This window comes from Cytobacillus oceanisediminis 2691, assembly GCF_007678455.1.
Lineage (GTDB): Bacteria > Bacillota > Bacilli > Bacillales > Cytobacillaceae > Mesobacillus > Mesobacillus oceanisediminis_A.
In genome coordinates, this window is sequence record NZ_VEEP01000001.1 from 44,794 (window position 1) to 67,216 (window position 22,423).

General features: G+C 42.7%; 20 protein-coding genes, 1 pseudogene and 1 riboswitch. Of the genes and pseudogenes, 14 read left to right on the plus strand and 7 right to left on the minus strand.

Annotated features, from left to right (window positions below; all coding sequences use genetic code 11):
• Positions 1-22 precede the first annotated feature (22 nt).
• Together FS736_RS00305 and FS736_RS00310 are read right to left on the minus strand one after the other, a co-directional pair.
• On the minus strand, positions 23-493 hold the full coding sequence (locus FS736_RS00305; RefSeq protein WP_144474353.1) for a thioredoxin family protein: 471 nt from the start codon (positions 491-493) through the stop codon (positions 23-25).
• 1 nt (position 494) lies between these two features.
• On the minus strand, positions 495-932 hold the full coding sequence (locus tag FS736_RS00310) for a disulfide oxidoreductase (RefSeq protein ID WP_144474355.1): 438 nt from the start codon (positions 930-932) through the stop codon (positions 495-497).
• A gap of 244 nt (positions 933-1,176) precedes the next feature.
• Between FS736_RS00310 and FS736_RS00315 the strand changes: the two genes are divergently transcribed.
• The 5 genes and pseudogenes from FS736_RS00315 to FS736_RS00335 all read left to right on the plus strand — a co-directional run bounded on the left by FS736_RS00315 (position 1,177) and on the right by FS736_RS00335 (position 7,782).
• Positions 1,177-2,715: a bifunctional GNAT family N-acetyltransferase/carbon-nitrogen hydrolase family protein gene (locus FS736_RS00315; RefSeq protein ID WP_144474357.1), complete on the plus strand. Its 1,539-nt coding sequence runs from the start codon at positions 1,177-1,179 to the stop codon at positions 2,713-2,715.
• Positions 2,716-3,891: 1,176 nt separating this feature from the next.
• Positions 3,892-5,640, plus strand: a complete 1,749-nt coding sequence (locus FS736_RS00320) for a phospho-sugar mutase (RefSeq protein ID WP_144474359.1) — start codon at positions 3,892-3,894, stop codon at positions 5,638-5,640.
• Positions 5,631-5,849, plus strand: a pseudogene (locus tag FS736_RS00325) (SDR family oxidoreductase); the annotation flags it as partial. The gene FS736_RS00320 and the pseudogene FS736_RS00325, both read left to right, overlap by 10 nt.
• Before the next feature lie 139 nt (positions 5,850-5,988).
• Positions 5,989-7,107, plus strand: a complete 1,119-nt coding sequence (locus FS736_RS00330; protein ID WP_144474361.1) for a GAF domain-containing sensor histidine kinase — start codon at positions 5,989-5,991, stop codon at positions 7,105-7,107.
• A gap of 15 nt (positions 7,108-7,122) precedes the next feature.
• Complete coding sequence (locus FS736_RS00335; protein ID WP_144474363.1) at positions 7,123-7,782, plus strand: response regulator; 660 nt, start codon at positions 7,123-7,125, stop codon at positions 7,780-7,782.
• A 91-nt stretch (positions 7,783-7,873) separates the two neighbouring features.
• On the opposite strand, the gene FS736_RS00340 is transcribed toward FS736_RS00335, so the two are convergent.
• Positions 7,874-8,128 carry a YhdB family protein gene (locus FS736_RS00340; RefSeq protein WP_144474365.1) on the minus strand — a complete coding sequence of 85 codons (255 nt, stop codon included), beginning with the start codon at positions 8,126-8,128 and terminating at the stop codon, positions 7,874-7,876.
• A gap of 174 nt (positions 8,129-8,302) precedes the next feature.
• Between FS736_RS00340 and FS736_RS00345 the strand changes: the two genes are divergently transcribed.
• The 3 genes from FS736_RS00345 to FS736_RS00355 all read left to right on the plus strand — a co-directional run bounded on the left by FS736_RS00345 (position 8,303) and on the right by FS736_RS00355 (position 11,185).
• Positions 8,303-8,626 carry a DUF3889 domain-containing protein gene (locus FS736_RS00345; protein ID WP_144474367.1) on the plus strand — a complete coding sequence of 108 codons (324 nt, stop codon included), beginning with the start codon at positions 8,303-8,305 and terminating at the stop codon, positions 8,624-8,626.
• Between the two features lie 68 nt (positions 8,627-8,694).
• The gene (locus FS736_RS00350; protein WP_144474369.1) at positions 8,695-10,107 is read left to right on the plus strand and encodes a SpoVR family protein; all 1,413 of its coding nucleotides are present in this window, start codon (positions 8,695-8,697) and stop codon (positions 10,105-10,107) included.
• Positions 10,108-10,267: 160 nt separating this feature from the next.
• On the plus strand, positions 10,268-11,185 hold the full coding sequence (locus tag FS736_RS00355; protein ID WP_144474371.1) for a cation diffusion facilitator family transporter: 918 nt from the start codon (positions 10,268-10,270) through the stop codon (positions 11,183-11,185).
• 30 nt (positions 11,186-11,215) lie between these two features.
• On the opposite strand, the gene FS736_RS00360 is transcribed toward FS736_RS00355, so the two are convergent.
• Together FS736_RS00360 and FS736_RS00365 are read right to left on the minus strand one after the other, a co-directional pair.
• Positions 11,216-11,536 (minus strand): ArsR/SmtB family transcription factor, encoded by a 321-nt coding sequence (locus FS736_RS00360; RefSeq protein ID WP_144474373.1) that lies wholly within the window; start codon positions 11,534-11,536, stop codon positions 11,216-11,218.
• Between the two features lie 64 nt (positions 11,537-11,600).
• Entirely contained in the window at positions 11,601-12,281 is a 681-nt protein-coding gene (locus tag FS736_RS00365) for a DUF421 domain-containing protein (protein ID WP_186326619.1), read from the minus strand.
• 150 nt (positions 12,282-12,431) lie between these two features.
• Between FS736_RS00365 and FS736_RS00370 the strand changes: the two genes are divergently transcribed.
• Positions 12,432-12,800 carry a YidH family protein gene (locus FS736_RS00370; protein ID WP_144474377.1) on the plus strand — a complete coding sequence of 123 codons (369 nt, stop codon included), beginning with the start codon at positions 12,432-12,434 and terminating at the stop codon, positions 12,798-12,800.
• A 15-nt stretch (positions 12,801-12,815) separates the two neighbouring features.
• Here FS736_RS00370 and FS736_RS00375 read toward each other — a convergent pair whose 3' ends face one another.
• Positions 12,816-13,466, minus strand: a complete 651-nt coding sequence (locus FS736_RS00375) for a DUF3939 domain-containing protein (protein WP_144474379.1) — start codon at positions 13,464-13,466, stop codon at positions 12,816-12,818.
• Between the two features lie 559 nt (positions 13,467-14,025).
• Here FS736_RS00375 and FS736_RS00380 point away from each other — a divergent pair.
• The 5 genes from FS736_RS00380 to FS736_RS00400 all read left to right on the plus strand — a co-directional run bounded on the left by FS736_RS00380 (position 14,026) and on the right by FS736_RS00400 (position 20,793).
• Positions 14,026-16,368, plus strand: coding sequence for a sensor domain-containing protein (locus FS736_RS00380; protein WP_186326620.1), 2,343 nt, complete (start codon positions 14,026-14,028; stop codon positions 16,366-16,368).
• A 46-nt stretch (positions 16,369-16,414) separates the two neighbouring features.
• Positions 16,415-16,514, plus strand: a riboswitch (guanidine-I (ykkC/yxkD leader).
• A gap of 237 nt (positions 16,515-16,751) precedes the next feature.
• Positions 16,752-17,075 carry a quaternary ammonium compound efflux SMR transporter SugE gene (gene sugE / locus FS736_RS00385; RefSeq protein ID WP_144474383.1) on the plus strand — a complete coding sequence of 108 codons (324 nt, stop codon included), beginning with the start codon at positions 16,752-16,754 and terminating at the stop codon, positions 17,073-17,075.
• A 202-nt stretch (positions 17,076-17,277) separates the two neighbouring features.
• Complete coding sequence (locus tag FS736_RS00390; RefSeq protein ID WP_144474385.1) at positions 17,278-17,631, plus strand: hypothetical protein; 354 nt, start codon at positions 17,278-17,280, stop codon at positions 17,629-17,631.
• A 252-nt stretch (positions 17,632-17,883) separates the two neighbouring features.
• On the plus strand, positions 17,884-19,680 hold the full coding sequence (locus FS736_RS00395; protein WP_144474387.1) for a TIGR04190 family B12-binding domain/radical SAM domain protein: 1,797 nt from the start codon (positions 17,884-17,886) through the stop codon (positions 19,678-19,680).
• A gap of 156 nt (positions 19,681-19,836) precedes the next feature.
• Positions 19,837-20,793: a cation diffusion facilitator family transporter gene (locus tag FS736_RS00400; protein ID WP_144474389.1), complete on the plus strand. Its 957-nt coding sequence runs from the start codon at positions 19,837-19,839 to the stop codon at positions 20,791-20,793.
• Positions 20,794-20,838: 45 nt separating this feature from the next.
• Here the strand turns inward: FS736_RS00400 and FS736_RS00405 are convergent, their stop codons facing one another.
• Entirely contained in the window at positions 20,839-22,188 is a 1,350-nt protein-coding gene (locus FS736_RS00405; protein ID WP_144474391.1) for a hemolysin family protein, read from the minus strand.
• Between the last annotated feature and the right edge of the window lie 235 nt (positions 22,189-22,423).

Here is a 22,423-nt window from a genome sequence, read left to right on the forward strand (position 1 = left end):
TGCGAATCGCAGGCGTTTTTCGTTATTTCAGAGTGTACTCATTGAACCAATCTTTAAAAGTGGCTTCTTCCTGATAGCCGACGATCCGGTTAACTTCTTTTCCATCCTTGTATTGGACAATGGTTGGAGTCGATTCGATTCCGTAATCATTCCAGCCTTGTTCGAATTCGAGAAGGTTGTATTGTACTAAATCAACATCCATATCCTTTGCCAGAGGTGCGACCACTGGTGTTGTACGGACGCAGTGAGGGCATGTTGGGCTGAAAAAATAAACCGTAACATCTTCTCCAGCTTCAAGCTTCTTATCAAGTTCATCAGGCAGGATGATGTTTTGATAATTTGGGTCATCCAGCTGTTTGACGGTTTCGGGATGAAGCGTATCCTTGCCATATGGATTGCCTTCAGATTTTTCCTCATTTTGCGCTTTATTGACAAAGAATAAAGCTGCGAACAATCCTATGATAATAACCAAAAAAATGATAACCTTTTTCAACTTAAGCTTCCTCCTTCGATTTCTTCCAAATAACCAGGCTTACAGAAAAAATAATGATGAATGCGGTCAAAGCCAGGAATGGGATGGTGATAAAACCCAACCAGTTGATGTACTGGCCTGTACAAGGCACTCTTCCGCAGGTAACAGCATTATCCGCCATGAATGGAACTTTTTGCATTGAATAATGGTAAAGCGATATCAGTCCTCCGACAGCGGCCATGATCATTGTATAAAAAGAGATCTTATAATCCTTCTTCACAACAGCTATCCCAAGAATCAAGGCAAAAGGATACATCAGGATCCTCTGGTACCAGCATAGCAGGCAGGGCTCATACTGACGGATTTCCGAAAAATATAGACTGCCAAACATCGCAATGATGGATGTGGCCCATGCTGTAAATAATAAGGTTTCCCTTGAATCTTTTTTAGGCTTTTCCAAGCTAATCTCCCCTAAGCTATGTAATTTCTATTTAAACATTCTCTATAAAAGAAACAACTATCTCTCATTACATCTTAAGGAATGTAATAAAATATTTCAATTAACATTATGTGAAATAATTTTTCCCAATAGATCAGGAGAAGCTACATATAGAGTATTATATTTTGTTGATTGCGGGTATAGGGATATGATGAAGTGATTTTTTACATATATGCAAGACGATTAAGAAAGGGTGCATCAATATATGACTGAACTGGATTTGTCCAAATTTGAAAAAAGAATGATTATCCGTAATACAAAGCAAGAGGATATTGAAGAAATCATTAAAATGCAAAATAGCTGCTTTCCTGGGATGGACCCCTGGAAACGTGAGCAGCTGGAAAGCCATCTTGAAATTTTCCCTGAAGGCCAGTTCGTGGCGGAATATGACGGAAAGGTGGTCGGGTCGTGTTCCAGCCTGATCATCAACTTCGACGAATACGATGACCGCCACAGTTGGGACGACATCACGGATGAAGGGTATATCACCAACCATAACCCCGATGGCTATAATTTGTATGGAATTGAGGTAATGACCCATCCTGAATTCAGGAGGATGAAGGTGGGCTACCGTCTGTATGAGGCAAGAAAAGACCTCGCGCGGCAGATGAACCTGAAGAGTATCATCATCGGCGGCAGAATCCCGAATTACCATCTGCATGCGGAAGAAATGTCACCTCGGGAATATGTTAGGCAGGTCGCATCGCATAAAATTTATGATCCTGTTCTCTCATTCCAGCTAAGGAATGACTTCATATTAATGAGGATCAATCCGAATTATTTGCCTGACGATCTTCAGTCAAACAAATATGCAACATTGATGGAATGGAATAATGTCGACTACCATCCGAAATCGAAGCGCTTTTTTAAAACAAGCAACCCGGTCCGCATTTGCGTGGTCCAATATATGATGAGGCAAATTTCATCCTTCGATGACTTTGCACACCAGGTTGAATACTTTACCGATGTCGCTTCCGATGCCGGTTCGGATTTTGCGGTGTTCCCGGAACTCTTTACAACACAGCTCATGTCATTCATGAATGAAAAATCACCGTCGCTCGCTGTCCGCAAAGTGGCGGAATTCACGGAACAATATATTGAACTTTTTACAGATCTGGCGGTACGGTACAATGTCAATATCATTGGAGGCTCCCATTTTGTAAAAGAAGAAGATGAGGAAATTTATAATATTTCCTATCTGTTCCGCCGCGATGGAACAATCGACAAGCAGTATAAGCTCCATATTACGCCGAATGAACGAAGATGGTGGGGCATCAGCCGTGGTGATGAGTTGAAAGTCTTCGATACAGACTGCGGCAAAATCGCAATCCAGATCTGTTATGATATCGAGTTTCCTGAGCTGGCAAGGATCGCCACCGATATGGGGGCCAAAATTATCTTCACTCCATTCTGTACAGAAGATCGCCAGGGATACCTTCGTGTCCGTTACTGTGCCCAGGCCAGAGCGGTCGAAAACCAGGTCTACACAGTCATTTCCGGAACTGTCGGGAACCTGCCGCAAACAGAAAACATGGATATCCAATATGCCCAATCCGGGATTTTTGCGCCATCCGACTTTGAATTTGCAAGGGACGGGATCGTCGGCGAAACGAACCCGAACATCGAAATGGTGATGATTGGGGATGTCGACCTCGAAATCCTCCGCCGCCAGCGCCAGGACGGAACAGTAAGGCAGCTGAAAGACCGCAGGCACGATATATACAGGATTAAATATAAGAAGTAGAAGCTGGCCATGCTGCAGCACCTGGGGAAAAACACATAATTCCTCAGGTGCTTTTCCATGGGATTGGGGCAGTATCCCGGTAATCATCCTTTATTTGCATTTTACACCTTGGAAAATCAAGTAACTGGGAGTCACCAATAAAGCGTCTTGGTGCTCTGAAAAGCCAGAAACAAGAAAAATAGGTCACCAATAGAGCGGATTGGTGACCTGAAATCCAGAAACTGAAAAAATAGGTCACCAATAAGCGGTCTTGGTGTCTGGATTTCTCAGGCCATCAATAAGGGTTCTTGATGTCTTAAAAATCCAGAAACTAGAAAAACAGGTCTCCAATACGCACTATTGGAGCAACAGAAATCCAAAATATGGATAATCAGGTCACCAATACGCCCTATTGGAGCACCGAAACTCCATAAAATGGATAATCGCATTACCAATAAGCCCTATTGGATCAACGAATCTCCATAAAATGGAAAATCGTGTCACCAATAAACCCTATTGGAGCAACGAAATCCATAATATGGATAATAGTGTCACCAATACGCCCTATTGGAGCACCGAAACTCCATAAAATGGATAATCGCATTACCAATACGCTCTTTTGGAGCACCGAAACTCCATAAAATGGATAATCGCATTACCAATAAGCCCTATTGGATCAACGAATCTCCATAAAATGGAAAATCGTGTCACCAATAAACCCTATTGGAGCAACAAAATCCATAATATGGATAATAGTGTCACCAATACGCCCTATTGGAGCACCGAAACTCCATAAAATGGATAATCGCATTACCAATACGCTCTTTTGGAGCACCGAAACTCCATAAAATGGATAATCGCATTACCAATACGCCCTATTGGAGCAACTAAAATCCATTATATGGATAATAATGTCACCAATAAGCCCTATTGGATCAACGAACCTCCATAAAATGGATAATCGTGTCACCAATAACGGTGCTCTAAAATCCCAGTAACAGAAAAAACGTATCACCAATATAACGTCTAGGAAACCTGAATACAGAAAACAGAACGAGATCGCCTATATCCAAGTGGAATTCTAAGAAATAATTCCAAAACAATTTAACAAGTTGTCACAAAAGTTATCTAAGATGCCCTATCTTGTTTTATAATTAGCTGTAAGATTTAAATCTTATTTTTTCGGGAGGTCATTCGATGGATTGGAAGATGAATGCTGACAAGTGGCTTGGTTTTGCTGGATTGGATCCGGAGCTTAAAACCGAACTTGATTCATTAAAGAAAAACGAGAAGCATTTAGAGGAAGTATTTTATAAAAATCTTGAGTTTGGGACTGGCGGTATGCGCGGGGAAATTGGGGCCGGGACCAATCGTATGAACATATACACTGTGCGCAAAGCGTCGGCTGGACTGGCGGCATACATAGAAGAACATGGGGCTGAGGCGAAGCAGCGCGGTGTCGCGATCGCTTATGATTCCCGCCATAAATCACCGGAATTCGCGATGGAAGCTGCAAAGACTTTAGCTACGCGCGGTATCCAGACATATGTATTTGAAGAGTTGAGACCGACTCCGGAGCTGTCTTTTGCTGTCCGATACTTGCATGCATACGCAGGAATTGTGATTACAGCTAGCCATAATCCGCCTGAATACAATGGATATAAGGTCTATGGTCCGGACGGTGGGCAGCTGCCGCCTGACAGTGCTGACGAAGTCATTGGCAAAGTGAATGAAATTGAAAATGAATTGTCAATCGAGGTACTGGATGAGCAGGAGCTGAAGGAAAAGGGCTTGATCAAGATGATTGGGCCAGAAGTGGACAGGGCTTATCTAGAAAAGCTGATGACCATTTCCGAAAATCCTACATTATCGGATGAAACCAATATAAAAGTGGTTTTCACCCCATTGCATGGAACCGCCAATATGCCGGTGCGAAATATACTGACGAATCTTAAGTACCAGAATGTAGTAGTGGTAAAGGAGCAGGAGCTTCCAGATCCTGAATTTTCGACAGTGAAAAGTCCGAATCCTGAAGAGCATGCAGCATTTGAACTGGCAATCCGTGAAGGGAAGAAAATCGATGCTGATGTGCTGATCGCAACCGATCCTGATGCTGACCGCCTTGGAATTGCTGTCAAAGATGCTGACGGCGAGTATACTGTGCTCACAGGGAATCAGACAGGAGCCTTGCTGCTGCACTATATTCTTACACAGAAAAAGGAAAAAGGTACTCTCCAGGCCAATGGAATCGTGTTAAAAACAATCGTGACGTCCGAACTTGGACGTGAAATTGCTTCATCTTTCGGACTTGAAACCCTCGATGTCCTTACTGGCTTCAAGTTCATTGCTGAAAAAATCAAACAATATGAAGAGACGGGAGAATATAAGTTCCTGTTCGGATATGAAGAAAGCTACGGATATCTGATCGGTGACTTTGCCCGTGATAAAGACGCCGTCCAGGCTGCAATGCTGGCGGTTGAAGTGTGTGCGTATTATAAAAAGAAGGGTATGTCTTTGTACGATGCGCTGTTAAGTGTTTTCGAAGAGTATGGTTTTTATCAGGAAGGGCTTCGTTCCCTTACGCTAAAAGGCAAAGAAGGAGCCGAGCTGATCCAGAAAACACTTGGGGTCTTCCGCCAGGAACCGCTTAAGAATCTGGGTGAATTGAAAGTAACGGCAGTGGAAGATTATTTAACAGGTGTAAGAGTGAATGAAAATAACGAGGAAGAAAAGATCCAGCTTCCTTCTTCAAACGTCATCAAATACTATCTTGAGGATGGCACTTGGATGTGCCTTCGCCCATCTGGAACTGAGCCGAAAATCAAGTTCTATTTTGGTGTGAATGACAAGAGTCTTGCAGAAAGCAAGCAGAAGCTCCAAAAAATCGAACAGGATTTCATGCAGGTTGTAGAAGAGAAAATGGAAGCAGCAAAAACCAGGAAGTAAGGGAGTACGGAATCCGGGTTGGCACGATCAACCCGGGAATGGTTGACACCTATTTCGCAGACTCCAAACAGGATATTCCTGAAAAAAACGACTGGCTGAAAGTGGAGGACATTGCCAATGCTGTCGTCTATATGGCTTCAGCACCGAAGCATATGCTGATCGATGAAATCGTCATCCATCTACTGGTACAGAATTATCCGATTGCTTAAAATTAAAACCAATCCGAAGAGAGGAGTCTCTCTTCGGATTTTTTTGCTTTTACGACTTTTGTCTGAGTGAGTTTCAGACTTTTTTAGAAAGCGCCATTTTCCGAATAGAGATATAATAAATAGAAACGGGGGGATTTGCATGTCAGGAAATAAAGCTGATTCTAATGTCGGCATTCTGAAGGAAATTGCAGAAGTACTGAACGAGGGGACAGAGCTTAATCGTGTCCTGGCGGAGGTTCTAAGCAGGCTTTTACATATTACCGGCTTGGAGACGGGCTGGATATTTCTAATTGACGGACAGGGTGAATATCAGCTGGCTGCAAAGTCCAACCTGCCGCCTGCATTATCCCGGAATGATTTCATGCCAATGTGCGAGGGCGGCTGCTGGTGTGTGGACCGCTATAATGATGGAAGACTGAATAAAGCAACGAATATATTTGAATGTAAAAGGCTTGAAGATGCGATCAATAATAAAACAGGCGATACGAATGGATTGACGCATCATGCGACGGTTCCATTGCGGGCGGGAGATGAGAAGTTCGGGGTTATGAACGTCGGCTCGCCTCATAAAACACATTTTAAAAAAGAAGAGCTTGCCTTGCTTGAAGCGGTCGCATTCCAAATCGGTACTGCCATAAAACGAATAAAACTTGCTCAGCAGGAGCAGGAGCTTGCGCTGGCAGCTGAGCGTAACCGGCTGGCAAGGGATCTGCATGATTCGGTGAACCAGCTTCTTTTTTCTTTAAGCCTGACGGCAAGGGCTGGCATTGAAATGGCGGGTACCACCGAACTGAAAGAGACTTTTTCATACATACAGGACCTGGCTCAGGAAGCACAGGGGGAAATGCGGGCGCTGATCTGGCAACTGCGTCCCCGCGGCCTAGAGAACGGAATCATATGCGCGCTAGCCGGTTATGCAGAGATGCTGGATTTAAGTTTGGACACAACAGTATCGGGAGTTGCAAGTCTGCCAGGAAAAGTGGAAGAAGCACTCTGGAGAATTGGTCAGGAAGCCTTGGCCAACTGCAAAAAACATGCTGGGACTAATCAAGTTGAATTGTCGCTTAACACGGCAACCGAACTGGTGGAAATGAGGATCAAGGATGATGGATGCGGTTTTAATTTCGATCCGGAAAAAGAGCTGCCTTCACTTGGTTTGAAAAGTATGCAAACTCGTGCTTCTTCACTTGGAGGCCTGGTTGAAATCAAAAGTAAACATGGGGAAGGAACCTCTGTTATCATAAGGATTCCTATTTAAAAGGAGGAACCGTGAATGGCAATTAAAGTGCTGATTGCAGATGACCATCATGTCGTCAGGAGAGGCCTGGCTTTCTTCCTAAGGACACAGGAGCAGCTTGAAATCATTGGGGAGGCAGGTAATGGGAAGGAAGCAGTTGAGCTTGCGGAGAAACTGAATCCTGATATTATCCTAATGGATTTAATCATGCCTGAACTGAACGGTATTGAGGCGACAAAAATCATTAAAGCAAAAAATCCTGATATTAAGATCATGATGCTGACCAGCTATTCCGACCAGGAACATGTCATACCTGCAATCGAGGCTGGAGCATCGGGATATCAGCTAAAAGACATTCAGCCGGATGAACTCGTCAAGTCGATCATCAGGATGGTGGAAGGCGAAAGCCAGCTGCATCCAAAAGCAACTTCACTCGTTTTGAAGCATCTTTCCGGCAATAACCGAACTATTAGAAGACCGCTTGATGAGCTGACCAAACGGGAGCTTGAGGTGCTGAAGGAAATAGCCAGCGGAAAAAGCAACAAAGAAATCGCAGCTGCCTTATATATTACAGAAAAAACTGTAAAGACCCATGTATCCAATGTCCTGGCAAAATTGGAACTGGCAGACCGTACCCAGGCGGCTTTGTATGCAGTCAGGAATCGCCTTGTGGATCAGGAACCTCCTTCGGCCTAGCAGAAACTTCCTGATGGATAACAGCATAAAAAAGAACAAACACGGCACCTTAATATAGGTGGCCGTGTTATTTTTTGGTGGAATTCTCAGTTTAAATCGAGCCGGTTACAGCGGTTTCCAGGCAGTCGTCGCCGGCGGCTTCATTTGCGTGGTCGATGTATCTTAGCAGTGAATACAGGCTTTTTTCAATGACGGTATAATCTTTTTCAAAGTTATAAGCGTGGAGAAAATGCTCAATTTTCTTAGCCAGGAATTGATCCTCGGTCCTGACCATCAGGATGAGCAGGTTATCCCATTGGGACCGATGCGTGTAATATAGTGCGCGGTCATAATCCGTTTTGTTCATTGTCAATCCTCCTTATGAGGAGTTGATAATATTATATGGAGTTGAGTGCGGAACTTCCTCAGAAAATGTTGGACGCCTTTGTTTACAGGGTTTTTTAATATTTACCTGTATATTCGGCCATTAGATGAACTCTGGGTACTTAAGGGAAAAAAACAGCGAAAAGGGGCGTTATAAATGAAAAAGTTTCTTTTATCATTAACAGTAACCATGCTTATGTCCATCGGCTCCCTAAGTATAGATAGTGGTGCGCAAAGGCCTGATTATGAAAAATATGGCCGGATCGCTACCGCCGTGATCAAAGAAGATTTTCCCGGTGAGGAGGTCCAGGATTATAAGTATATGGGCCGAAAGCAAATTGATGATCGGCAGGTGCTGGACTCCTTCCAGTACAAAGTAAATGTAAACGGGAAACCAGTTTTTATGACCGTACAAATCACACATGATTTGAAAAACAACCGATTAGTAAGCCTTAGCGTAACTGAACAGCAACAGCAGTAAAGTTTTTAACCTGTTCATCTTTCTCCTTTTTTTCTCATACATTGTTGTAAGAGGTGAAAGGGGGAGAGATGGTGTCGGAAGAACAGAAGTCTCTAGAATATGCCATTTCTGAAATTACTGAGATTGCAAAGGGATTTGGGCTGGATTTTTATCCGATGCGATATGAAATTTGTCCTGCCGAAATCATCTATACATTTGGGGCATACGGGATGCCAACGAGATTTTCACATTGGAGCTTCGGAAAACAGTTCCATAAAATGAAGCTTCATTATGATTTGGGGCTATCGAAGATTTATGAATTGGTAATCAATTCGAATCCCTGTTATGCTTTCCTGCTTGATTCGAATTCGCTGATCCAGAACAAATTAATTGTTGCCCATGTACTCGCTCATTGCGATTTTTTCAAAAATAATGTACGTTTCCAGAATACGAAAAGGGATATGGTTGAGAGCATGGCAGCGACCGCGGAACGGATCCGCAAATATGAAATCGAGCATGGGAAACAAGCAGTTGAGTCATTTCTGGATGCTGTATTGGCGATTGAAGAGCATATCGATCCTTCATTAATGAGGCCAAAGCTCGCATGGTCAATCGAAGACGATGACGGTGATGATGAACCAGTAACTGCAGCCAGTCCATATGATGATCTTTGGGATCTTGATACAAAAAATGCACAGCCCAAAGAAGCTAACAAGAAAAAGAAATTCCCGCCAAGGCCGGAGAAAGATCTTCTTTTATTCATCGAAAGCTACAGCCGGGAGTTGGCTGACTGGCAAAGGGATATCCTGACGATGATGCGTGAGGAAATGCTCTATTTTTGGCCGCAGCTGGAGACGAAAATCATGAACGAGGGATGGGCATCTTACTGGCACCAACGGATTCTCCGAGAGATGGACCTGACCAGCGGGGAGTCAATCGAGTTCGCCAAATTGAATGCTGGTGTTGTTCAGCCATCGAAGACAGGAATCAACCCATATTATCTTGGTATTAAAATGTTTGAAGATATAGAAGAGCGGTATGATAATCCAACTGAGGAAATGAAACGACGAGGTGTCAAACCAGGATCAGGAAGGGAAAAAATGTTCGAAGTCCGTGAGATTGAATCGGATATATCATTTTTACGCAATTACCTGACCAAGGATCTTGTCATGCGAGAGGATATGTATCTTTTCCAAAAGCAGGGCAGGGAATACAAAGTCGTAGACAAAGCCTGGGAACAAGTCCGTGACCAGCTTGTAGGGATGAGAGTGAATGGCGGGTTCCCTTATCTGACTGTGACAGATGGTGATTACCTTAAAAACGGTGAGCTATATATAACGCATGGCTTCGAAGGAATAGAATTGGACATTAAATACCTTGAAAAAGTTCTCCCGTATATCCATCAGCTATGGGGCCGAAAGTGTCATATTGAAACGATTGTCGAAGGCAGGGCCATGCTTTACACGTATGATGGAAAAGGGGTCCACCGCAAATATTTATAAGTCCAGGACAGAACCGCTGATACCAGCGGTTTTTTTATGTGTAAAAAACATAATAATAAGGTAAATAAAATAGACAAGCTTATTGTTGAACCAATTTTGCAATTGAGTCATAATAATATATATGAGCATATATTCATATATGTAAAGGAGGGTCTGACAAATGGGTCATAATCATTCGCATGGTCACAGTCATGGCCATAGTCATTCAAACAATAAAAAGGCATTGTTCTGGTCTTTCCTTTTAATCTCAGCGTTCATGATTGTAGAAGTAATCGGAGGCATCCTTACAAACAGTCTGGCACTTCTTTCCGATGCCGGCCACATGCTTTCTGATGCGGCAGCACTTGGGTTAAGTTTATTTGCGATGAAGCTTGGTGAAAAAAAAGCTACACACTCCAAGACATACGGATTCAAACGTTTTGAAATTATCGCAGCTGCCCTCAACGGTCTGACTTTGATCATCATCTCGGTTTATATCTTTGTCGAAGCATACCATCGCCTGGCCAATCCTCCTGAAGTGCAGAGTCTGGGAATGCTGACCATTTCTGTTATTGGTTTGCTGGTCAATATTGTTGCGGCATGGATTTTAATGCGTGGTGACAAAGATGAGAATTTGAACATCAGGAGTGCTTTTCTTCATGTAATAGGTGACATGCTAGGCTCAGTTGGCGCAATCGTTGCAGCATTGCTCATCTACTTTTTTGGCTGGGGACTTGCGGATCCAATCGCAAGTGTCGCAGTAGCGATCCTGATCATCATCAGCGGCTTCAGGGTTACGAAGGATAGCTTTCATGTACTGATGGAAGGCACCCCAGAACAGATTAAAGTGCATGAAGTGAAAGAAGAAATCATGAAGATTCCAGAAGTAAAGGATGTGCACGATGTCCATGTTTGGTCGATCACATCAGGGGTTTTCATGCTTAGCGGCCATATTGCCGTCAAAGGGGAAGGAGCACATGACCGTGTACTCAAGGCAGCGCAGACACTTCTGCATGACCGTTTTAGCATCGACCATAGCACACTTCAGGTCGAAGCGGAGGAACACGGATGTCCATGTGCGCATGGGCCTTGTAATTAGACTTTTTAAAAAAATGCCAGCCAATCAACTTCAATGATGGCTGGCATGTTCTATGCTTTGCTGCAGCAGGTCAATGACATGTTCGTCGTCATGGGTGTAATAAAGGGTTGTACCCTCTCTCCTGAATTTGACGAGCCTGAGGTTTTTTAAAAAACGCAATTGATGTGAGACAGTTGATTGCAGTAATGACAGTTTTTCGGCAATTTCATTGACTGAATGTTCTCCCTGGAACAGCAGGTGAAGAATCCTCAGACGAGTCGGATCGGATAAGGCCTTGAATGTTTGCGACACCATGAATAGAGTTTCCTCATCCAGTTCAGCAGTTTCCTTTTTCTTTCCTTCCACTTGCATCAGCCTCCCACCTTCATTATACCGTATCCAGGGGCTGATGGAATCGCGGCAGTTAAAATCTGCTTTAGCTCTTCTGCTGGATAAAGAATCCATCAGACTCGGACCATTCAGCGAAATAGACCTCATCCAGCTTTTGTATTCCTTCCTCAGTCAGTTTTTGATTGAGCCATTTCTCATCCTTCCCAATATTTCTAAGACCTTTCAATACTGGCTTTCCTTCATCAACGACAGTTTCAGCGATTTCCGTTCTCGGAGCGTGTACATCAAGCCCTGCGTATGTCGGGGGTTGTGCTTGAGGCTTTAACAGGACGCTGATGTTTCCACTTGTTTCGAGTATGACATCCTTCACATCATTCATTGAAAAAACGCCTTTAAGCCGTAACAGGGATTTTAATTGCTCCATTTCAAGCTCAGCATTATTCAGGTTTTTAATCTGGATATCCCCATTCTTGACAAGAGATTCTGCCTGTCCTTTCAGGATTGGCCGAAGTTTATCAGATTTCTGGGTTGTTTTTTCAACAACGAAAATTAACAGTCCCCAGACACCAATTCCGAAAAGCATTTCCCAGATCGTAGAAAATGACTTTTTAAACAGGTTCTCCTCGACCAACCCGCCTAAAACGACTGCATAGACAAAATCGAAAGGGGTGACCTGAGACATCTCCTTTTTGCCAAGCAGTCTGGTTACAATAATCAGGGCAGCAAGCCCGATGACCAATTTTACCGCAATCATAAAATACATCATATAATTCCACCCTCCTATATAAGGATGCATAACTATTCCCATTCGGGAGGAATGATAAAACAGGCAGAAAGTGGGTAGGGTTGAGCATATGATGGGGAAGCATGGTGTTCACGTGGTAAACTTTATGTGATATCGAAGAGGGGGATCGGAATGGAAGAGAATAAAACGCTTGAATCTAAATATATCCAGCAGCATCTTGCGAACGAACGAACTTATCTTGCATGGGTCAGGACATCCATCGCCATTATTGGGATTGGATTTTTGGCATCAAGTCTGCATTTCAACAATATCAAATCAGTGAGCCAGCTTGCCGACACGATCGCTGTTTTTGTCAGTATTTTTTCCCTGCTGATCGGACTGACCATCCTGTTCCTTGCGACCATTCATTACTTTTCTGTACAGAAAAATATTAACAGTCAAACCTTCGAGTCGGCAAATAGTCTGATAAAGGTTTCAACAGGGATTATCTTTTTTATTTTCCTATTGCTCGGATTATATTTAATTTCCATTTTATTTTGATCATTGGCTTGATCTTCACATTTTCATCATTGTGCTGTTTTTCTCTGGTTGTTTATGAGTGACAAGACCATCGTAATTCGTGATATACAACTCGATTTCCGGCTCTGCATCAAGACAATGAGCTTTCAACAGCTGATAATAGTTCACCCTGTTCGATGGGTCAAATGGCAAAACGGGATACTCTTTAAATTCTTTCACATAGTGGTCTACTGCTCTTTGGACTTTATCGAGTGTGATCGCAAGGTCCTTCTCATTCTCGGCAAAAATATCGTAGGTTTCCTTTGACATGTAAAATTTCTGTGCGGGGATACCTTTCAAGATAGGTGCGAGTTGTTCTAAGTCAATGCTATGATCGTCCTTTACAAGGATCGTTCGGTAAACACCTTTCGGGAGTTGATCGGAATATATTCTGACTGCCTGCCTAATCTCTCCCACACTGGACTCTATGATTGGCCAGGACTTTTTTTCTTCTTTTTCACCTTGCTTTTTCCTGATTGCAAACGTACCGTGTGCTGCTCCTGCTATTGTGCCTATGATCGTGAACAAAGGATATAAATTGGCCAATAGGTCAAAAAGAAAGCCAGTGATGGGCCAGACGATTGCGGATAAAGCTTTCATGACCGTTGTAAAAATGAACAGAATCCCTCTTTTTCTCCCAGTTTTCATTACAATTCCTCCTTTCAAAAAATGCTGACATGTTAAATGGGTCAAAACAAAAAACGCTTACAGGTGTTTCTCTCTTAAGAATTCCATGTTTATGGCCGATAAATGAACTGAGAAGAATTAAATCGATGTAAAGGGTAAGGGGCTGAACAAAAGATAAAGAGGCTTTTTTCTACTTTCATTATATAATAGTTGCCAATTTTGTGGGTTATTTCATTTTGAAAATTTAGAAAATGATTTTTTTGTCGCTTTTTTCATTGATGATTAATGTATAATATTGAAAAAGGTTTGTTCTTTTACAGGGAAATTGTCGTCTGGACTAAACTGAAGTCCATTTAAAAAACTTGCTCTTTTTATAGCCTGACAGGCATTGCATTGAAAGAAGGCTCTTTGTGCTTTTAAAGCAAAAAACAACGAATACTTCTGCAATCTGATTCGGAAGCAAATTCGAAATGAGCCCCGCAGCCAGCAAGAATTCGGATAAGTGTGATCAAAAAGCCGCATTCAATCCGAAAACAGCCTTAAAAAGACAGAAACGAGGGGCAGGATGGAGATTCCCCAAATGTACATATTTGACATAAAAACAATAGCTTTGACCGTTGTCTTTTTAATCATTTCATCAATCATGGCGGTCGAATTCAGCAGACAGGTCAAAAAAAATACGGATAGAAAAAAACGAAGAATCGCTCTGTATTCACTGCTTCTGGCATTTACCTTTTTATTGACACATATTTTCGTGATCATTTCAGCAGGTGTTCCGTTTTCAACGGGCAACTTCTATTTATTTTTTCTTCTGTTCTATGGCATTTGCTCGATAGGAGCATACTCATCTTTGAGCCTTGCGCAAAGAGATATTGCTAATACGCCACAGTACATATACACAAGTCTGTTGATCGCTGCCAGCATTATGATTGCAGAGTATACCGCATTCTATATCATTTTCAGAGATACAATTGAGATCCAGTGGGCTTTAGCGATTTTAAGCACTTTCATGGTGTCAGTCACATCCTTTTTGCTGCTCAGGTTCCTGATGCAGATTACGAATGAGGATATCTATGAGTTTATAAAAAAATATAAGTATTGGGGGAGTGTCTTTGGCGGCATGGCCTTAGGCGGAATCCCTTATATTGTCCTGACTTCGATGATGCCGATCACCGAAGGGGCAGGAATCCAATCCTTTATGGCACCATTTATCTATATGGCCCTGGCTAATTTATTCTTTATGCTGATTCCAGACCTTTTCGGCGAAAAATTGATCATGAAGAATGTCCAGTCTCATTTATCCTTGTTCAGCCATAATCCCGATGCAGTCTTCAGGGTTGATTTACAGGGGTCTATCCTGAATGTGAATAAAGAGGCTGTTGAGCTGACAGGCTATACAGCGAATGAACTCACTGGTCTCCATTTTATCGAGTTGATTGGCAGCAGCGAAGAAGGGGAGAAAATCAGGAAATATTACCGGAGAGTGTTGAGCGGCGAGACCAAAGTGATTGAAACCTCTTTGAAAAAGGCGGATTCAACCTTCGCCGAAGTGAGAATCACGGCCGTAAGGATCATCGTTAAAAATACAACTGTTGGTGTCTTTGGAATTGTCAGGGACATTACTGAACAAAACAAGGCAGACAAAATGATTGAGTACCTTGCGTATCACGATGAACTGACCAATTTGCCGAACAGACGCAATTTAGAAAAAGTGATGGCAGGATTGTACATTAAGGATGAAATCTTTTCTTTGATTTACCTTGATTTTGACCGTTTTAAAAGGATCAATGACACGTTTGGCCACTCGTTTGGTGATAAGATTCTCGTGCAAATCGGCAGGGAACTTGCAAAGGTGACACCCGAGAACTGCCTGGTTGCCAGAATCGGCGGTGATGAGTTCGCGATTCTCGTGACGGAAGGGAATAAGCCGGAAATCGTCGCAGCAGAAGTGATCAAGGCGTTCCAGACACCGCTATTTGCCGGGGGAATGGAGTTCCTGATTACGGCAAGTATCGGGATTGCCCATTTTCCAGATGATACAAGAGATCTTGAGCTGTTGCTGAAGTACGCCGACATGGCTATGTATAAAGCGAAGGAGAACGGAACGAATCACTTCCAGTTTTTTGACGAAAGCATGGTCGATCAGGATGTCAATAAATTTGAACTGGAGAATGAATTGCGTAACGCAATCAATAATGATTTGCTTACTGTTTTCTATCAGCCAAAGTACAATGCCATCACAAATGAAATAACCGGGGCAGAAGCATTAGCAAGATGGAAGCATCCCCGCCACGGAATGATTCCTCCAGGAGTGTTCATCCCGATTGCCGAGGAGGCAAATTTGATTGTTCCGCTTGAGAGGATGATCATCAGGCAGGTGTTCAGTCAGCTTGTCGCCTGGAAGGAGCAGAGGTACGAGGTTCCGCGGACATCCATCAATATCTCGATCATCCATTTTTATCAGGAGGATTTCGTAAAGTTCATGCAGCAATCTCTTAAAGAGTATGGTCTAGTGGGTGAATTGATTGAAATCGAAGTGACCGAAAGTATCATGATCAAGAAGGAAGACAGCATTAATGAACAGCTTCAGGCCCTGAGAGAAATTGGGATTGAAGTGAGCATCGATGATTTTGGAACAGGGTACAGCTCATTGAGCTATTTGAGCAAGCTTTCAGTCGATCGCCTGAAGATCGACCAAAGCTTCGTTTCACACTACCAGGAAAATCGCGAAATTATTTCTACGATCGTTTCCATGGCAACGAACCTTAAGTTGAAGGTCATTGCCGAGGGAGTGGAGACAGAATCACAGATTAACTTGCTGAAGTCACTGGGCTGCCAGGAAGTCCAGGGCTATTACTATTCGCCGCCTTTGCCATCGAATGAATACGAAGCCATGATGAACAGGGAGCTCCTTGCGAATTAACGCATTCTTTTGACTGTGCAGTTCAATTATGATATTATTCCTCTTATGAAAAGTCCTCTAGGGTTCCGCGGCAGCACTGCTGGTCTGGTCCGAGAGAGGACGCACAGGAACACCTGTGTACACGGAGGGATAAAAACCCGGGAGATATCGAAATGATATCTCCCGGTTTTTTTTATGAAGGCTCTTTTCTCAAACTTTGTTGCTATTGACTACTAAATGGGATTGAATGACCTAGTTTTCTTTATAAAATTAAAGCTTATTAAGAGAAAAGAGCTTGCACACTTAAAAGCGAACTGCAAAATTGCATATAGCACGTTAAAATCGGCTTTAAGATTTTAACAACAATCTTTACGAAAACAACCTTAATGAAAGGAGCAATGAGCATGGCTTGGATTTTTTTAGTAATAGCTGGCATATTTGAAGTGGTTTGGGCAATTGGCCTGAAATATACAGAGGGATTCACGAAGCTAATACCTTCATTAATTACGCTGGCAGGGATGGCAATAAGCTTCTATTTTTTATCGATGGCTGTCAAAACACTGCCGATTGGCACCGCATATGCTATCTGGACAGGAATTGGTGCGGCAGGTGCCGTCATTCTTGGAATGATCCTGTTCGGGGAGCCGCGTAATCTTTTGAGGCTGATGTTTGTCGCCTTCATCTTAATCGGGATTATTGGTCTGAAGGCAACATCCGGAAGCAATTGACCATACAGAAAGCAGACATGCAATTTCATGCGGTCTGCTTTTTTGCTGTTGCTTTGATCTTTTGAGGAGGCACCCTGGGAATACAACTGAAAATATGTCAGATTTGAAAACATCGGCCGCATTTGTTACCAGTTTTGTAACATATCGATATGTTTAATGGTGTTAAAATTGATGTAAGCCAAATGAAGGGGAGCATGCTGAAATGGAAGGTTTATCTGAAATCGTTAATCTGTTAAAAGGAATCGAAAGTTCAATCGATTCCCTGAATAAACGGACCGAAAGCATAGAAAAGAGACTCGACCGACTTGAGAAAGTGGATAGCATCGAGCATCGCGTAACTTCTAACCAAATCGATATAACAGATATAAAAGACGCACTGGAAAGAATGGAAGAGCTTCAAAGTGCAAAAATCGAAAATATGCTGAAAGAGTTAATGACCCAGACAGAAACGAAGAACAATGCTGAATTCAGCACGATTCATAAACGCCTTGATTCCCATTTGTTGAAATTGGGAAGAGTCGAGGAAGAAATCCTGATCGTTCAGCAAGAAAAATAGATTTTGGAGAGATTGCCGAAATGCAGTCTCTTTTTGTTTATTAAATGGTTTTAGACTTCCACAAAACGTTCATAAATCTGCAAACGCTTGTCGCACGTGGTTTACAATAAGCTTTTAGAACATTGAATGTTCAGTTGTTCACAAAATATTTACCATTACTGGTCTTGGACGGAGGGGGCCGGAGTTATGATTAAAGTGTAATCAAACATTGTCAGGTATTTAAATAGAGTCTATTTTTTCGAGGTGAGTACTTTGAAATACGATTTAGTTCTTCTCCATGCACCAAGTGTATATGATTTCCGGAAAAATGCATTGCTGGCTGGCCCAATCAGTGATGTTGTTCCGTCATCTCCCGTTTTTGAAATGTATCCTATTGGGCTGACAAGTATTGCGGAATATTTGGAACGTCAGGGACTTCGGGTGAAAATCATCAATATAGCAAACCGGATGCTGATGGATGAGAGCTTCGATGTGGAAAAGAAACTGAAAAAAATCAAGACACGTGCTTTTGGGATTGATCTGCACTGGCTTCCCCATGCTCATGGCAGCATAGAACTTGCCAAAATTGTAAAAAATCTTCACCCGCAAACCCCCATCGTTTTTGGCGGACTATCTGCAACCTATTACCATAAAGAATTAATCGAGTATCCCTTCATAGATTTTGTCATGAGAGGCGATTCTACCGAAAAATTGATGCTGCTTTTGATTAAGTATTTGAAGTATGGCACACATCAGCCTGGGGGAATTCCAAACTTGACATGGAAGGATGGCAATACTCCTGTTTACAATCCTTTAAGCCATGTCCCCGACAGTCTGGATGAATTTGATATACCAGGCTATCGATATACAATCAAGTCTGTGTTCAAGTATAAAAATTTCCTGGACCCGCTGCCATACAATGGCTGGCTCCAATATCCGAATACAGCAATACTCACAGCAAAAGGTTGTACACAGGGATGCCTGATTTGCGGAGGCTCCAAGCAATCATATAAGGATAACTGCAACCGTAAAGTGCTTGCCAAACGGTCTCCACAGAAATTAATAGAGGACATTTTGTTCATTCAGCGCTTCAGCAGAGCGCCGATTTTCATTCTTCATGATATCCGCCAGGCAGGCAAAGAGTATGTTGATGAGTTTTTTGACCGCCTAAGCCAAATCAACCTTAAGAATGAACTGGTTTTTGAACTGTTCCAGTATGCCAATGAAGAGTTTTTTAGAAAAATCGAGCAGGCAGTGCCCAAGTACAGCATTGAATTAACCCTGGAAACACATGATGAAAAGATTCGCCGTTTTAATGGGAAATTCAACTGCACGAATGCGAAAGTAATTGAAACGCTTCAGGCTGCATTGAAGCACAGCTGCAAAAAGATTGATATTTTCTTCATGGTTGGCATTCCGCATCAGGATTACCAAAGTGCCCTGGATAATGTTAATTTTTGCGAGGAAATCCACAATGCCTGCGGAGGGGATAAACGGTTATCATACTTTGTCGCACCGCTTGCGCCGTTCCTCGATCCGGCAAGCCCGGCTTTTGAACAACCGGTGAAATACGGCTATAAAAAGTTCTGCCACACAATCGAAGACCATAGAAAAGCAATCACCCAGCCATCCTGGAAATACATGCTCAGCTTTGAAACCGATTATATGACCAGGGATGAAATTGTTCAGTCAACTTATGAATCTGCCAGAAACCTGAATGCATTCAAGTTGAAGCATGGCCTTGTCGACAAGAAGACGCATGATGAAGTCAATGAGAAAATTGACAGATCACTTGAGTATATTGAAAAAATCGATCAAATCGTCGCACTGCCTGAAGAAGAAAAAAATCGCCAGCTGGCCCTGCTCAGCAAGGAAATGGAGGAGGTCAACAAATACAGTATATGCGGAAAGCATGAACTGAAATGGGAAGTTAAAAAGCATTATGCGGATATATTCTCACTTACTGCGATCGGGATTGAACTATTGGCAGAGGACATTTTAATCAATGTCAAGCAGCGGTTCAATGCTTATAATAAACGAGTCGCAGAAGCCTCAAAGACCCGAACATGAACCATGACAAAAGGCTGCCAGGATATCCTGACAGCCTTTTTTGTCTGCTGCAAAAAGGGAACGTGTGTACAGGACAATTATAATAAATGTTTAAAGTAGCCAAAAATGTGAAAAATGTAAAAGAAATATCAACACAAGTGATAATCGGATGGAGGAATGTCATCAATGATAGAATTTTTGAAAAGAGGTAACAAGTCTTCCGGGATTGCTGCTCTCGGGAATACATTCCTTGCAATAATCAAGGGTGTTGCGGCTGCTATTAGCGGAAGTGGCACAATGCTGGCGACAACTCTTCATTCGGTTGCGGATGCATTGAACCAATTTTTCGTTTTCATTGGCAGTTCCATTTCTGAAAAAGAAGCAACCAAACGGTTCCCAACCGGTTTTGGCAGGGTTGTGAATCTATTTGTACTCATTGCAGTTATCATCATTTCGATTATGGCATACGAAACAGTCATCAAAGGATGGGAACTCATCCAGCATCCAAAAGCTTCATCAAATATGTGGCTGAATATCGTGATTATGCTAGTGGCGGTCCTTGTTGATGGAAGTATACTGGTAAAAGCGATGAAGGAAATTGCCCATGAAACTAGAAGTCAAGCAAGTGGGTTTGGCATCGTGCCGAATGCTTTTAAGAATGTCAGTTTCGCTGCACCGCCGACAAGGCTTGTTTTCTATGAAGATTTAATTGCAACATTCGGAGCACTTTTAGCATTGGCTTCTATTGTACTGGCACAAGTAACTGGTTTTTATTTGCTCGATGGTATCGGAACCTTGCTGATTGGAATCCTGCTGATCGGGATTGCTTTGAAGATTGGTTATGAGAATACAGTAGGCCTGATTGGTGTCGCAGCACCAAAGGTTGTTGAGGACCGGATTGCCCAGCTGATCCTGTCCGATCCAGATGTGGTCGACATCAATACACTAAGGATCGTCCAGGAGGGCAGACAGTATCACGTCGAAAGCTATCTTGAACTTCGTAAGGGACTGACACTGGCAGATGCGGATGATATCAAGTTCAGGGTCAGGGATAAGGTACTGACTGACCCTGACGTAGACGATGTAGTCATGGGAATCATCGAAGCTGATGATGTGCAGACGTGGAAAGTGTAAATAACAATGCAAAAACCCGGACAGGAAAATATGTCCGGGTTTTGCTTATGAAACGACTTCAGTTTTATTCATAAAAAAACTTTCTGATGGCTTTTCTTGCTCAGGTTGTTTTGTTACCTCGATATATTTGATATGGTGTTCTTCCATCTCGATGATTTTGAAATGGTAAGTACCGAAGCTGACAACGTCACCCTGTTTTACTTCGTAATTTTCGGTAAGCATCCAGCCCCCAATGGTATCGACGTCTTCATCGTTGATATCAAGTGAAAGAAGGTCATTTACCTCACTTACAAGTAATTTAGCATCAATGATATAGTGGCTTTCTTTGATTTTACGAATCATTGGCACTTCATCCATGTCGAACTCGTCACGAATTTCACCAACAATTTCTTCAAGGATATCTTCTACTGTCACCAGACCTGACGTGCCTCCGTATTCATCCATCAAAATCGCCATGTGTATGCGTTCTTTTTGCATCTTGACCAGCAAGTCATGAATCGGAATGCTGTCGATAACCCGGATAATGGGGCGAATATAGGAATCTATCGCTTTTTTGCCGCGGTCCTGATCGTGAATCAAATCAGTCATGACCTCCTTGATGTTGACGAGGCCGACAATATGGTCCTTGTCACCATCAATGACAGGATATCGGGTAAATTTTTCTTCTTTTACAATCTGGAGGAAAGTCTCCAGCGTATCTTCCAATGACAGGGATATGATTTCCGTACGGGGCACCATGATTTCCTTGGCGATCCTGTTGTCGAATTCGAAGATTTTATTTACATACTTAAACTCTGACTGGTTGATTTCACCACTTTTAAAGCTTTCAGAAAGAATAATGCGCAGTTCTTCTTCAGAATGAGCCAAATCATTTTCGGAGGCAGGCTTAAGTCCGACAAGCCCAACAGCAAGTCGGGCAGATCCGTTTAACAGCCAGATAAACGGATACATAATCTTGTAAAACAGGATCAACGGACCTGCGGTATTCAACGACACCCACTCTGCTTTTTGAATCGCTAATGTCTTTGGAGCCAATTCTCCGACTACGACGTGAAGGAATGTGATGGTCGCAAAGGCTATCCCGACAGACAAGATATGGCCCAAAGATTCAGAGACCTCGAGTCTGATGAATAACGGTTTCAGCAATTCGGCAATTGCCGGTTCTCCAAGCCAGCCGATAGCAAGGGCGGTAATCGTGATTCCCAACTGGCAGGCTGAAAGATACTCATCCAGATTGGTAATGACTCTTTTTGCCAGTATAGCCTTTTTGCTGCCTTCTTCTATTAATTGATCGATTCTGGAACTTCGCACTTTAACAATTGCAAATTCTGAAACAACAAAAAATGCCGTTAAAGCAATTAAAATGGCTATCCAAACCAAGTTAAATATGTCCAAATAAGTTCCCTTAGCCTGCAGAATTGCAGGTAAGGAGTCACCTCCCAGTAAACTGAAAATTAAGCTTAAATCAAGCTTCCATTTATTAATTTAATTTTCCAAGAAACTGCAACGGCCCATTTCCGTGCGGCTGGATCAGCCAGGGCCTACCTCCTGTTAAGCTGTTCCGCCCGCTCAGCAGCTGTTACATTCTTGATACGATAGTTTGCCCCATCATACCACCTCTGCTTTACCA